The sequence below is a fragment of the Limnothrix sp. FACHB-1083 genome (assembly GCF_014696485.1).
Classification (GTDB): Bacteria; Cyanobacteriota; Cyanobacteriia; order CACIAM-69d; family CACIAM-69d; genus CACIAM-69d.
The window spans coordinates 350,408-364,318 of record NZ_JACJQD010000001.1; the positions used below are offsets into that span (position 1 = coordinate 350,408).

10 protein-coding genes and 1 riboswitch are annotated in these 13,911 nt (G+C 56.8%); of the genes, 5 read left to right on the forward strand and 5 right to left on the reverse strand.

All coding sequences use genetic code 11. The annotated features are described in order from the left end of the window. Window positions 1–160 precede the first annotated feature (160 nt). Window positions 161–1,351, reverse strand: coding sequence for an RNA-guided endonuclease TnpB family protein (locus H6F46_RS01370; protein WP_190404965.1), 1,191 nt, complete (start codon window positions 1,349–1,351; stop codon window positions 161–163). Between the two features lie 308 nt (window positions 1,352–1,659). On the opposite strand from H6F46_RS01370, the gene H6F46_RS01375 reads away from it, so the two are divergent. Continuing rightward, window positions 1,660–3,306 (forward strand): glycosyltransferase family 39 protein, encoded by a 1,647-nt coding sequence (locus H6F46_RS01375; protein ID WP_190355779.1) that lies wholly within the window; start codon window positions 1,660–1,662, stop codon window positions 3,304–3,306. 109 nt (window positions 3,307–3,415) lie between these two features. Here the strand turns inward: H6F46_RS01375 and H6F46_RS01380 are convergent, their stop codons facing one another. The 3 genes from H6F46_RS01380 to H6F46_RS19495 all read right to left on the reverse strand — a co-directional run bounded on the left by H6F46_RS01380 (window position 3,416) and on the right by H6F46_RS19495 (window position 5,807). Continuing rightward, window positions 3,416–4,375, reverse strand: coding sequence for an ion channel (locus H6F46_RS01380; protein ID WP_099532476.1), 960 nt, complete (start codon window positions 4,373–4,375; stop codon window positions 3,416–3,418). A gap of 592 nt (window positions 4,376–4,967) precedes the next feature. Beyond that, a complete protein-coding gene (locus H6F46_RS01385; protein WP_099532475.1) occupies window positions 4,968–5,435 on the reverse strand; it encodes a DUF4278 domain-containing protein in 468 nt (155 codons plus the stop codon). A gap of 39 nt (window positions 5,436–5,474) precedes the next feature. Beyond that, window positions 5,475–5,630: riboswitch (Glutamine riboswitch) on the reverse strand. 51 nt (window positions 5,631–5,681) lie between these two features. After that, window positions 5,682–5,807: a hypothetical protein gene (locus tag H6F46_RS19495; RefSeq protein WP_255508844.1), complete on the reverse strand. Its 126-nt coding sequence runs from the start codon at window positions 5,805–5,807 to the stop codon at window positions 5,682–5,684. 375 nt (window positions 5,808–6,182) lie between these two features. On the opposite strand from H6F46_RS19495, the gene smpB reads away from it, so the two are divergent. Both smpB and H6F46_RS01395 read left to right on the forward strand, forming a co-directional pair. After that, window positions 6,183–6,647, forward strand: coding sequence for an SsrA-binding protein SmpB (gene smpB, locus H6F46_RS01390; protein ID WP_099532473.1), 465 nt, complete (start codon window positions 6,183–6,185; stop codon window positions 6,645–6,647). Window positions 6,648–6,999: 352 nt separating this feature from the next. Continuing rightward, window positions 7,000–9,891, forward strand: a complete 2,892-nt coding sequence (locus H6F46_RS01395; RefSeq protein ID WP_190355777.1) for a filamentous hemagglutinin N-terminal domain-containing protein — start codon at window positions 7,000–7,002, stop codon at window positions 9,889–9,891. A 61-nt stretch (window positions 9,892–9,952) separates the two neighbouring features. Here H6F46_RS01395 and H6F46_RS01400 read toward each other — a convergent pair whose 3' ends face one another. Beyond that, a complete protein-coding gene (locus H6F46_RS01400; RefSeq protein ID WP_190355775.1) occupies window positions 9,953–10,759 on the reverse strand; it encodes a nuclear transport factor 2 family protein in 807 nt (268 codons plus the stop codon). Window positions 10,760–10,891: 132 nt separating this feature from the next. Here H6F46_RS01400 and murG point away from each other — a divergent pair, with 132 nt between their 5' ends. Together murG and H6F46_RS01410 are read left to right on the forward strand one after the other, a co-directional pair. Next, window positions 10,892–11,983 carry an undecaprenyldiphospho-muramoylpentapeptide beta-N-acetylglucosaminyltransferase gene (gene murG, locus H6F46_RS01405; RefSeq protein WP_099532470.1) on the forward strand — a complete coding sequence of 364 codons (1,092 nt, stop codon included), beginning with the start codon at window positions 10,892–10,894 and terminating at the stop codon, window positions 11,981–11,983. Then, window positions 11,980–13,905 carry a hypothetical protein gene (locus tag H6F46_RS01410; RefSeq protein ID WP_190355774.1) on the forward strand — a complete coding sequence of 642 codons (1,926 nt, stop codon included), beginning with the start codon at window positions 11,980–11,982 and terminating at the stop codon, window positions 13,903–13,905. The genes murG and H6F46_RS01410 overlap by 4 nt, the downstream gene beginning before the upstream one ends. Window positions 13,906–13,911 lie beyond the last annotated feature (6 nt).

The following is a 13,911-nucleotide window of genomic DNA, read 5'->3' on the forward strand; positions in this document are numbered from 1 at the left end:
CACGACTGGCTTCGCAACTTTGGCCCAATGTATTAAGCCTGTCATGCCACTAGGTTGAATGGTTCGGTTGATTTAGCTGGAAATTTTTGAAGACGCTATGGGGCCCACGATGCCAGCAAGTTTGACACTCCCCGCCCTAAAAAGACAGGGATTCTTGATTCTACGAGGTTGCTTGCCTTGACAGGGTTTCCCCAACCAAAGTAGAGGCATCCTCTCCCCAAGCGTTGCACGGTTCAAGACCGTAGCTTCCGGTATGCCCTACCGTAGCCAATCCCCGACTGAGGATATTTCTAGCTGCATTGTGGTCACGATTCAGGACAGCTCCGCACTGACAAATATGCGTCCTTGTTGACAGCCCTTTCTTGACAATCGCGCCACAGCTAGAGCATTCCTGGCTGGTGTAGTGAGGCAGGACGGCAACAGTAATTTTGCCAAACACTTTGCCAAAGTACTCCAGCCACACTCTGAACTGATACCAGGATGCATCGTTAATCGACTTGGCAAGGCAGTGATTCTGCACCATGTTTTTGATTCTCAAATCTTCGTAGACGATCAAGTCGTTAGACTGAACTACGCACCGTGCCAATTTCACAGCATGGTCTTTACGCTGCCTACTTATTTTGAGATGGCGCTTGCCTAAAATCACCCTTGCCTTGCGACGATTGCTTGACCCTTTAACCTTTCTGCTAACCCTCCTTTGAGCCTGCTTGATCCGTTGCTCTCCCCTGCGAAGAAAGCACGGATTTTCTGCTCTGTCGCCATCCTGAGTGACGTAGAAATCGTTGAGTCCCACATCTAACCCAATCGCCTTACCAGAAGGCTGGACTACTTCAAAGCGTTCAACAGCTACGGCAAATTGAACATAGTACCCATCTGCACGTTTTACCAGTCTGACCCGCTTGATTTGGTTAGGTTGGTAAAAATGCAAATCACGAGTTCCCTTCAGTTTCAATCTGCCAATCTGCTTACCATCAGTGAACGTGATTGACTTACGATCCTCCGCTAGTTTCCACCCAGTCGTTTTGTATTCCACTGAGCGAACGTCTTTTTTAAATTGCGGAAAACCTTTCTTGCCTGGGATCTGCTTTTTGCAGTTCTCATAAAACCGCGAGATCGCAGACCAAGCGCGTTCTGCCGATGCTTGACGAGCCATTGAGTTGAGTTCATTGGCAAACGGAAATTCTTTTGCCAGCACCGCACAGTACTTGTTGAGGTCGTATTTAGACAAGCCTTTATTGTCCATCCAATAGCGTAAGCACTTGTTTTGGATGAACTTGGCAGTCCTCAACGCCTCATCAATAGCGCTGAACTGAGCAGGCTTTCCGTAGACTTTGAACTCAAGAATTAGCATATTTGCATTATAGCTTATGCTGATTTATTTGGCATAAGAATGACGAGCGCTAAAGTACCCCTGTCGCCTTTTATCCTTGCGCTAAAGAGACAAGGTTTTCATGCTCCCGTGCGACCTGATAAACCGGCCGATCGGGGTCGGGCGTGCGGTCTGGGCCCCACGAATGGCACCGTTGCCAACGACCATTTCAACGGCCATGTCAGCCTCCGAAAACGGATTGATTCTGGGTTTTCGGGCCCCTTAATTCGCTAGATTGGGCATTGATTTCAACCTCGCGATCAATTTCCCAATCCCTTTTCCCCATCCCTATGGCCCCTAATCCTGACCCCGCTGGTTCTTCGGCCTCGGTGCGATCGTCCCGTATGGGGGCCATGGCCCGGCAACTGTGGCGCAGGGACGATCGGGCGGTGGATTGGGCCTGGGCGATCGGGCTGGGATTGTTGGCCCTGGTGTTGTATGGCATCAACTTAGGTGGGTTGCCCCTGCGCGATTGGGACGAGGGCACGGTGGCCCAAGTGGCCCGGGAGTTGGCCCGCGTCCCGATCGGCTCCGAGGCTTGGTGGTTTCCCACCCTGCACGATCGCCCCTATTTCAACAAGCCGCCCCTGCTCCATTGGGCGATCGCCCTGTTGTTTCGGATTTTTGGCGAAAGTGAATGGGCGGCAAGACTGCCCGGAGCCTTGCTGGGTGCGGCGGCCGTACCACTGGTTTTTGCGGTGGGGCGGTTAATTTTCACCCACCGGGCCGCCGCCATCTTCAGCGCCTTGGTGTATCTCACCTGGTTGCCCGTAGTGCGCCATGGGCGGTTAGCCATGTTGGATGCGGCAATTGTGGCCTTTGGGTTGCTGGCCTGGTGCTGTCTGTTGCGGGCCCGGCGGGATTTGCGGTGGACGCTGGGCATTGGGTTTGCCCTCGGCGCGATCGCCCTGTTGAAGGGGCTGGTGGCCCTGTTGTTTGGGGGGCTAATCTTCGGTTTTTTAGTCTGGGATACGCCTCGGCTGTTGCGATCGCCCTATCTCTGGCTCGGGGGGCTGTTGGGCTTGGCCCCAGCCCTGGCTTGGTATGGGGCCCAATGGCAACACTACGGCCCGACCTTTTTTGAGACCAATTTGCTGAATCAGTCCCTGCGGCGGGTTTGGGATTCCGTGAGCGATCGGGGCGGCCCGCCTTGGTTTTATCTGCAAGAGCTGTTGGAATTGGCTTGGCCTTGGCTGTTTTTGTTGCCAGCGGGCTTCCAAGCGGCCTGGCGCGATCGGGATTGGCCCTGGGGCAAGTTGGTGCTGGTTTGGAGCTTGGGCTATCTGCTGCCCATTTCCGTGATGGAAACCAAACTTCCCTGGTATGGCCTGCCGCTCTATCCCCCCTTGGCCTTGGCGATCGGGCCCTTGTTGGGGTCCTTGTGGGAAGAACCACCGGCCCGGTTTGGGCGATCGTGGCAGGTGATTTTTGGTTTGTTGGCCCTGGGTGGCGGAGCTGGAGCCGTTTACTTCAGCTTCTTGGCCACACCGTTGGAGCCGATGTTGGCCCTGGCGCTGGCGGCCTTGGGGCTAACGGGGGGAGCCGTGGTCTTGTTGGCCCAGCAGGGCGATCGACAACTGATCCCCGTGGCTTTTTGGGGCATGTTTGTGGGGTTAACGCTGTTTTTTTCGTCGGGCAGTTGGCTTTGGGAACTGAATGAACAATATCCCGTGCGGCCGGTGGCCAATCTGCTGCGATCGGTCGCCCATTCCGGCTCAAAGGTTTACACAAGCGATCGCACCCAACGCCCTTCCCTAGATTTCTATTGCCATTGTGAAGTGATTCCCGTGCCTCAATCGGAACAGGCCAAACATTGGGCAGATCGCCGCGTGTCCCTGTGGGTAATTCGGCCCCAAGATCGCGATCGGCCTCCGTTTAAAGCAGGAATTTTAGTTGGCAAAGCGGGCGATCGATTGGTGATTCGTCGGAGTGAATAATCGCCCCCAAACTTCCAGTGCTGCGGCTTGTGACCCTGAAGCTTTGATTTCTGAAATCAGCATCAACAGGCTATGAGCAAAATTTCCCCGAAACCTGCTTTCAATTGCTTTAATTGGGAGTGCTCTTGGGTGCGATCTTGGGTGTAATTTTGGGTGTGAATTGAGCCACCGATTCCACCTGATCAAAAAATCGGTAATCAATACAAATAACCCCATTGGGCTGATGGGTCAGCATATCCACAAATCGGTGATTTTCTAAAACATCAGAAATTGCATAAATATGGCGAGCATGAACCGTTTGGCTCAGTTCATCATCAATTCCAGTCAAGGACACCACAAAGGTAGCATTGCTATTGCACAAAGACTCGATCGAGCGGTCAAACAAGGGACTTTGTTGATCGATTCGATGCATCACCAACCAAGACAGGGCAAACATGGGTGAAGTCGATCGCACCAACGATAAGTCCTGAATCTTGCGTAAATATTCCCCTTCCTGAGTGACCGTATCCTCAATAAAAACCAAACTCACCTGGGCTTCAATAATTTGATTTTGCCGCTGATTGGCCATCCGAAACAGCAACGTAGGTTGACCTTCATGGGTTGTTTTCAGGAGCGCCTGACTAAAGCGCACTTGAGCGGTGGGCCGCGAAAATCGGGCAAACATTAGCCCCGTTGCTCCCGAAAATCCCATCAGACCCACCAAGGCTTCAACGGCCGTGAGCATCTGTGTCCAAGGCTTGGCTGGATACATTGCGCCATAGCCGATCGTTGCCATGGTTTGCACACTAAAAAAGAACGCATCCATGAAAGATTGCGGCTTGGCATTGGCGATTCCTTCGGGTTCCAAAAGGTATAACCCAGCAAAAAGGAAATTGGCCAGCCCATAGCCCACAATAATCGCTAGCCAAAACTTCGGCCAGCTCAAGGTTAGTAATAAATGGTAAGCATCTTCCCAAGGGTGGAAACGGTGTCCCATGCGCACGATGCGTAGCCGTTTGCGATCGGAAGTCACTTGACTATGGGGTTCTTTGGGGGCGCGAGCTTGACCCGATCGCTTGAAATTCAACATAGATAGACCCAGAGAAAATAGACCTAGACCCAGAAAAATAGACTCCCCAAGGATAAATAAATATCTAAAATCTAAAAATAGATGTCTAAAAATAGATTTTCAGAAATTTCCCAAAAATCAATCTTCAAAAAGAGATCCCGAAATAAATGCCGAAAACCCGTAGGGTGGGCATTGCCCACCGAAATACCCACCGAACCGTTGCTTCATATCGAAACAAAAAAGCCCCAACGGTCGATCGCCCCATTCCCACCCGCATCTTAGCAAGGGTCTTGTCCCACCGAAAAACCCAAAAAAATACCCCCAGCCTGCTCAAGGAGCACTGGGGGCATGGGGCTAACGCTCACTGAAATATTCGAGTTTCGCAAAATACCAGCCAGAACAAATTCAGGAAAGAGTCCAAGGCAGCCAGCCCGCAAGCCAACCACCTTGGATCAGAACCTTTCATTCAACCGATACCCTGCTCTACCGAACAGCATTCGAGAAAGAGTTCACAACAAAAAAGGTTTGAGACAAGTTCAAGACAATTCAGCTTAGGAACCACTCAACGAAACCCAAATGACTTCCGGGTGGCTCAAACCCCAGCGAGGGTTGCTTAGCTCATGGCGACGGAGCTGGGTTCGCAGGAGATGGCGATGTCGTGCTGCATTTTGCCTTGGATGCGGCTGAAAGTAGACGACAGGTGGCCCAGACCCAATTCGGCTGCTGCGCGATCGAGTGCCAATTGTTCACGAGCAGCGGCTTGATGATGACGGGACATCATTTGGACACGAGCACGAGCGGAGATCGATTGGGTAGACATAACAGAACCTGCGGTAAGGGGTTGGCTGATCGGCGAAGTGACGGGGCGGCTAGCGGGGACGCTGCTGGGCGCGAAGGCCTCAGCGCCCGTGCGATAGGCGACACCCCGATAGGTCAGATCATTGACTGGTTGCGGTGGAATGCTTTCGGCATGGCGAAAATGCACTTCCAATCCGCGATATCGACCAGTGTGGCCCGTTTCTACCGTGGGCAGAGGGGTTTCTGTGCTGTCGTACCGGACACCGCGATAAATGAGTTTCATGAGGATCGCCTCCAGGAGATGCGTTCAGGATCTGACTGAGGCGCGTTCCTTCGGGATTTGCGGGTTGTGGATCGGTGGTTAGGACTTAACCCAAAATCGACATTGACCTAGAATCCCTACTTCCGTCTTTCTTTCTAACTAACGGCTGCAAGGGTGACCTGCGAGCTGTGGTGTTAGCGGGGAAAGATGAACGATTGGTTTCTGTATCTAAAGATACGGTTTAAGCCCAAAATAGTCAAGGGGCACTTAATATTTTGTGAAGCAAAGATCGCTGGGGCTGATGAATGGGCGGCGATCGAACCGTTGGCCCTCGCCCAAAACCCTTGCCTGGAAACTGCTGAGGGCGATCGGGAGCCTTGGAAACTGCATCATGGATCGATCGCAAGTTGAGGATTCGATCGCGATGATCTGGCGAAAAGTTTGCTGAAAGTTTGCTGAAAGGTCGATCGGTTCCCGCCTTGCCTCCTTTCTTGTCTAAATTGCTTGTCTAATTTCTTGCCCAATTGCTTGCCTAGTTTTTGGGCAATCCCACTCATCACCACCACGGATCGTCACTGATCTCTACCGATCGCCACTCATCACCACCGCCATCGGCTCGCAAATCTTGCAAAATCCCGGTACTGCGCCGCTTGAGATGAATCAGCGGTTAGAATAGACCTCCTATCGATCCCGGTCAGGCTTGAGTCCAGTGACCAACCTGCAAATTTCCGACTGGGTTCAGAGCGCGACGGAGGGTTAATCAACAGCGTGGCCGACAAGCAAAGTGGGTACAAAATTGTCGCTGACAACCGCCAAGCCCGCTACGAGTACGAAATTTTGGCAACCTACGAGGCGGGGGTTGAACTCAAGGGCACTGAGGTGAAGTCCATTCGGGCTGGCAAGGTGAACCTCAGGGATGGTTTTGCCCTCATCCGCAATGGCGAAGCGTTGCTGCTGAATGTGCATATTTCGCCCCACGACACCACGGGCAGCTACTTTAACCACGACCCTCGCCGCACGCGCAAGCTGCTGTTGCACAAGGAAGAAATCCGCAAACTGGTAGGACAGGTGGATCAAAAGGGGCTGACCCTGGTTCCCTTGCGCATGTATTTGAAGGGGGGATGGGTCAAGGTGGCGATCGGGCTGGCCCGAGGCAAGAAACTGCACGACAAGCGGGAAGACCTCAAGCGCAAGCAAGATCAGCGCGATATGGAACGGGCCCTCAAGCGGTAGCTCGGTTAGTCGGTTAGTTTGATGGTTGATTGGCCATGAATTGCGATCATGGATTTCGATCATGCGTTTTCGAGCATGAATTTTCATGATTTGTTTTCATGATTTGATCGTTATTTGCTCGTTTGAAGTGGGTTAATTTTGCGGGTGTGTCTCGGGCCGTTGGTATAACACAGCAAGGCGGACTCCTTGCTTGACCGCCCATGAGGCGTTTTGGATGCGTTGTTTCATAACTGGCGATCAGGTGAACACAGCAAACGCGGGGAGCCTCAGCACCCGGTGGCCGTTTGTTATCTTCCTGGGTAGGGGCCTTGGCCAAACGGGTCAAACAGGCCAAACACCGATCCAAAAAACGATGGGAAATCTGCGGCGAAGATGGCTGGCGGCGGGCTGTTGTGCTTGGCTTTGGGGAGGCGCTGCCGGGGCCCAAGTGGGGCCGATCGCCCCTGATGGCACATTGCCGGAACCGTCGCGCATCCAAACCACGGGCGACACCATCCAAATCGACGGGGGCACCCGATCGGGTGGGAATCTGTTCCACAGCTTTGAGCGCTTTTCGGTTCCCGAGGGCATGACCGCTTGGTTCAACACGGGCGCGGAGGTGCAAAATGCCATCACTCGGGTGACCGGTGGCCAAGGGTCGGAGATTTTGGGCACGCTTCGGGCCAATGGCTCCACCAATCTTTTTTTGCTGAATCCCAACGGGATTCTGTTTGGGCCCAATGCCCAATTGCAACTGGGGGGCGCATTTTGGGCCAGCACGGCCGAAGGGTTGGTGTTTGGTGATGGGGTGACCTTTGATGCGGGGCGATCAGGTGGGCCCCCGCTGTTGTCTTCCCAGGTTCCCTTGGGGTTGCAGTTAGGTCAGCAACCGGCTCCAATTCGGCTGTTGGGAAGCTTGGTGGTGGCTCCGACCCAGCGGTTGTCGTTGGTGGGCGGGGCGATCGACTTGGCGGGCGGGCGGGCCGTGGCTCCCCAAGGGCAAATTGATCTGATCAGTGCGGCCGGTGGCACGGTGCGCTGGCAAACCAACGGGCCGATCGGCCTGGGCACGGCCCAACGCAGCGGCGTGATTAATTTGGATCAGCAAGCCGCGATCGATGCCAGCGGCCCCGGTGGTGGCTTGCTGAATCTTCAGGCGGGTCAAGTGGCGATTCTCAACGGCTCCACGGTCACGGCCCTCACGCAAGGAGAAATAAACGGCCGAGGGATCGCGATCGGGGCTAATCAAGTGGTGGTGGCGGGCATTGATCCCACCGGCCAACAGCCTAGTGCGATCGTGACCGACACCAGCGGCTCCGGCCGAGGTGGCTCGATCGTCATTGAAGCCAACCGTTTCAACACCCAAGGGCCCGCCCTCCTCTCCGCCAGTACCTTTGCCTCCGGCCAGGGCGGCGACATTGATGTTCGTGCCACCGATGCCATCACCCTCAGTGGCCTAGGATTGCAGTTTGTGAACGAGGTAATTGTTGGCGGCAGCCTGGTGGGGCAAATTACCCCCGAAGTTCGCATCGCTGGCCTATACATCAACACCGCCGGTCTGGGGAATGGGGGTTCCATTCGGCTCAATACCAGCAACCTCACAGTTGCCGATGGGGCCGTTGTGTTTGCGCCCACCTTTGGCACAGCCCGAGGCGGCGACATCATCATCGATGCCGAGCAAATGAATGCCGCCAGTTCCCTGATCAGCACGGGCAACGCTCGCGAGTCCACGGGCGAAGGCGGCACCCTCACCATTCGTGCTGGATCCTTGCTGGTGCAGGGGGGAGCGCTACTGGTGACGGTGAATTTAGGCAATGGCCCCGGCGGCGCTTTGACGGTGCAAGCCCGAGACAGCATTGAAATTAAAGATGCAGTGCCCCTTGCTTCCGTGGCCAGTGGGATTTTTACAAACACCATCGCTGGCAATGGTCGGGGCGGAGCCATGCTCATTGAAACCAATACCCTCACGGTGCGTGATGGGGCATTTATTGGGGGGCAGAGCGGGGCCAACATTCGGATCGGGGTGTTCGCAATGGGAGGAGTACCCGGTGAAATCACGATTCGGGCCGCCCGCCAAATTGACCTGATTGGTAGTTCCGGCGATCGCTTGTTCTCCAGTGGGATTGCCACCGATACCTTCACGGAATATCCGGCCGGCAACGTGTTGATTGAAACGCCATTCCTACGGGTTTTGGACGGCGCAACCCTCTCTAGTTCCTCGCTGGGGTTGGGCCAAGGGGGAGACATCACCATCAAGGCCGATCGCATGGAAATTAGTGGGCGATCGGCTGATGGTTTCCGCAGCGGGCTGTTGGCGGTTTCCGGGCGGGCAGATTTGCCCCAAATCACCGCCACGGGCAACAGCGGCAGCTTGAACCTACAGGTGGGCGATTTGGTGATTCGCAACCAAGGGGAAATTGCCGTCAACAGCAGCCTAACGGGGGATGCGGGCAGCCTCAGCATCACGGGCGATCGCCTACGTTTGGAAAACGGCAACATCACCGCCAACACCGCCTCCGGTCGTGGGGGCAACATTGATGTGCAGGTGAACACACTGCAAATGTTGTCTGGCAGCTCGATCGCCACCAACGCCGTGCGCAGTGATGGCGGGAACATCCGGTTTCAGGTCTCCTCCCTGGCGGCCCTGCAAAACAGCGATATTACGGCCAATGCTCAGGCGGGGCGGGGCGGGCGCGTTGAAATTCAGGCGGATACGGTTGTGGGAACAGCCTTTCGACAGCAGCTCACCCCCCAAAGCGACATCACGGCCACTTCGGGGCTGGGAGCAAATTTCAGCGGGGCGGTGCAAATCAACACCCAAAATTTCAATGATGAGTCGGGGTTGATTGACTTACCGGAAGATACTTTGGATCCAACAGCGGCGATTATTATCGGTTGCGCAGCGGATGAGGGTAACCGATTTGTGGTGACAGGGCGAGGGGGGGTACCGGCGGAACCCGATCAGCCAGCCAGCAGCGCGGGGGCCTACTGGGATGATGTGCGGTGGTTGGACGGTAATCTGACGGGGGAAGCGACGGGTACTCCTGATCGGGCGATCGCCCCGAATCCACCCGATCGCCCAGTACCTACCGCAGCGCTTTCTGAGCCAGTTTCTGAGTCAGCACCTGAGCCAGTTTCTGAGCCAATTATTGAAGCCCAGGGTTGGGTAACTCGGGCCAACGGTTCGATCGCCCTTGTGGCCAATCCGGCAACGCCCCAGTTAGGTTTCCCGTTGAACTGTCGCCAATTCCGCCAGCCCCACTAATCCAACCCAATCCCCATCAGGCTAGTTGCCCAATACCTACAAATCCCTAGCGCACTTCTACCTAGCGCACTTCCAATCGTTCCGTAATCCAAGTCATGCCCTCGGGGCCCACCAAAACAGCGGAAATCCAGCGAGATCCTGGGCTGTTGGGCGCGCGCCCAACCTTGAACAACCCTCCAGCGGAAATAGGTTCTAGGGCTGCATTTTGGGGAATGGCATACAGTTCCGGGCGCACAGGCGTATCGATCGCGCTACCAGCCAACAGGGTGTCGCCCAACGGATCTTGAACAATCGCATCGAAGGTGTAAGTATCCCCCGGGCGCACTCGCTCCGGCAGCCGCACCCTCACGCGGGGTGGTTTGCTGCCCCATTGGGTGGTGGTGCGCTCATCAAGCAGTTCTTGACGGATCACCAGGCCGTTTTGAATGGTTTGGCGGGCCCGCACTTCCGTGACCAATTTGGCGGGCCCGAGGGTGGTGTTGGCCTTGGTGGCCGTGATATCGGTGCGGGTTTCGAGAATCCAGGTGTCCCGATCGCGATCGGCCTTTTCAACGGTGGTGCTGTAGGTCACCTGATCAAAGGATTGCCAAAACTGACTGAGGGAGCGGCCCAACTCGTCGCGGCTGAGGCCATCGGCGCTGCGGAAGTTGGGGGCGAACCGTTGCAGCAAACCGGCATCTTTGGCGCTGGCGGCGCGATCGATGTCGCTCAATAGGGCTTGCACGCTGGGATCGATCGTCACGGCGGCGGCGGGGTTGACGGCAGTGCCCATGGCCATCAGCAGACTGGCTCCGAGGGCGAGTCCCCACCGGCTAGCCCGCTGGATCGGTTGCGGATTTCCCAAGACGTAACAAGCGCGAAGAAGCATGGAATGATAATTTAGGAAGTCGGGAAGTGGCCGGATCGATGACTCAAAGGGGGCGATCGGCCGGATCGCGTCGCTTTGGGATCAAGTCCCGCCTTGCCTGTCCGATTGTAGCGGTTGAAAGAGAGAAACGGTTTGACAGCAACCGCCCCGCAGCGATTGTTAGTGGCTGCCAGTGGCACGGGGGGGCATCTGTTCCCGGCGCTGGCGGCGGCCCAGGAGTTGACCGATCGATGGACGATCGAGTGGCTTGGTGTGCCCGATCGCCTGGAAACCAAGCTGGTGCCCGATTGCTTTCCATTGCATACCATTCCGGTGACCGGTTTTCAGGAGCGATTGGGCTGGAAAACCCTGGCCACGGCCTATGGCCTGGTGAAGTCTGTCTTTGCGGTGCGTCGGCTGTTGCAGCGAGGGCAGTTTGCTGGCGTGCTGACCACCGGGGGTTACATTGCCGGGCCGGCCATTGTGGCCGCTCGATCGCTCGGATTGCCCGTGGTGTTACACGAGTCCAACGCCATTCCTGGCCGGGTCACGCGCTGGTTTGGCCCCTGGTGCGACACGGTGGCTGTGGGATTTGAGGCGGCGGCCCAGCGGTTACGCCAACGAAAAATTGCCGCCCTCTGTACCGGCACACCGGCCCGAGATCGATTCTGGAAGCCGGAACCGCTGGCCTTGCCCGTGCCGGAGGACGCGCCGTTGATTGTGGTGGCCGGCGGCAGCCAAGGGGCCGTGGCCCTGAATCGGTTGGTGCGGGAAGTGGCGGCGGCTTGGTTTGCGATGGGGGCTTGGGTGGTGCATTTAACGGGCGATCGGGATCCGGATGCGGCCAGCTTGGAACATCCCCAATACATTGCCCTTCCTTTCTATGACGATATGGCTAGCCTGCTGGGGCGGGCCAATTTGGCCGTTAGTCGATCGGGCGCAGGCACGCTAACGGAATTGGCCGCCACCGCCACCCCTTCGATTTTGGTGCCCTATCCCTTTGCGGCGGATGATCACCAAACGTTTAATGCGCAAGTCTTTGTGGAAGCGGGGGCAGCACAGGTGTTTCCTCAGGGGCAACTGTCTCCCGATCGCCTGCGGGATTTGGTTTTGGAGTTGCTGGCGGATCGATCACGCCTGGACACCATGGCCCAGCGGGCCCGCGCCCTGGCTGTGCCCGACAGTGCCGCCCAGTTGGCCCAATTGATGACGGCGGCGATCGACCGCGCAGCCCGCCGCCCATGACGGCCCCACGATTCACCCCTTGGAGCGATCGGCTCCGGTGCTGGCTGTTTCCGGCCCAGCCCCAACGGCGCGATTGGTGGGGCTGGCTGTTGGCCAGCGGGGCGATCGCCCTGGCCATTGGCTGGGCCGGCTATCGCCAGGCCACCGGCGGCCCCTACATTGTTCAAGACGATGCCCGCCAGCATGTGTTTTGGATGCAGCGCTGGCTAGACCCCACCCTCTTTCCTCAGGATTGGATTGCGGACTATTTCCAATCCGTGGCCCCGGAAGGCTATCGCACCCTCTATCGGTTGCTGGCTTGGGCCGGGTTGAATCCGCTGGCGGTGAGCAAAATTCTGCCGATCGGGCTGGGGTTGGTGGTGGCGGGGTTGGCTTTTGGTTTAACTACGGCCCTGTTGCCGATTCCGGTGGCTGGATTTTTGGGATCGGTGCTCACCAGTCAAGTGCTGGCCATGACCGATGACTTGGCTTCCGCCACCCCCCGATCGTTCCTCTACCCACTGTTTTTAGCCTTTGCCTGGGGTTGGGTACGCTCCAGCCTGGGTTGGGTTTTGGGCACAATCGGGCTGCTGGGCCTGTTCTATCCCCAATACGTCTTGGTGGCCTTGGGCATCTTGGCGATCGACTGGTGTTGGCGCTGGCGCTGGCAGTGGCCGGCCGGATTGCGATCGCTAATGGTCAGCCCTTGGGGCCCCGCCGCCACCCTGACTCAGCGGCGCGATCGCCTGGCCATGGGCGGTGGGATTGCGGGGATCGCTGTTCTGGGTCTCTATGCCCTGCAAGCTTCGGACTATGGCCCCGTGGTGACCGTCAGCCAAGCACGATCGCTCCCGGAATTTTTCTCCAGTGGCCGGGCCAACTTTTTTGATGACAACTGGTTTGACTTTTGGATTTTGGGGCAACGCAGCAGCCTGTTGCCCAAGGATCCATTCACACCGGCCACCTTGGCGTTGGGGTTGCTGTTGCCGGTGGTCTGGTGGCAGCGCGATCGCTGGCGTTTGGGTCAACACCTGAGCGATCGCCTGGCCCTGTTGCCCATTTGGCTCGCCTCTGGCATCGGTTGCTATACCTTGGCCCATTTGCTGTTGTTTCGGCTCCATTTACCCGGTCGCTACACCCAACACAGCATTCGGATGATGTTGCCGATCGCGGCGGCCTTGGTGTTGACGCTGCTGCTGGATCAGCTCTTGGGCGCTGGTCGATCGCAGCCTGGCTCGATCGATCCAGTGATCAGCACCCAATTCACCAACCCCGAAGCCCACGCCCCATTCCCTAGCCCAGACTCAACCCCAACCATGCCCTCAGGCGCTGGCCGAGGGGTTAAGCGCTTGTTGGCGGTGCTCTTGGCGATCGGGCTATTCAGCGGTACAGTGCTCTATCCCCTCAGCCTGAAACGCTTCCCCAAGGCCAACTACGTCGCGGGAGAATCGCCGGGCCTGTACCAATTTTTTGCGACCCAGCCGGTGGATCTGCGGGTTGCGTCCTTGGCCAAAGAGGCCGATAATCTGCCCACCTTTGCCGGGCGATCGGTTCTGGTGGCCCGTGAATATGCCATTCCTTACCACTGGGGCTATTACCGCTTGTTTCGGCAACGGATGATGGATCTGCTGCAAGCGCTCTATAGCCCAAATCTGGCGGTGGTATTGGCCTTCAATCAGCAATACAGCATTGATTTTTGGCTGCTCGATCGCGACACCTTCACGATCGATTACCTGAGCGCAAAGGAGCGGCGGGCCAACCGCTGGTTACGCCAATTTCAACCGGTGCAACAGGAGGCGCTCGATCGCCTCAATCGCGGCGAAAAGCCAGCCCTGAGCAGCTTTTTAGCCCCCGATCACCCCTGTCAGGCCTATCAACAACCGGATTTGGTGGTTCTCGATGCGAAATGCCTAGCCAAGGTAGCCGCCGCGGCCAGCCGTTGATTAGCC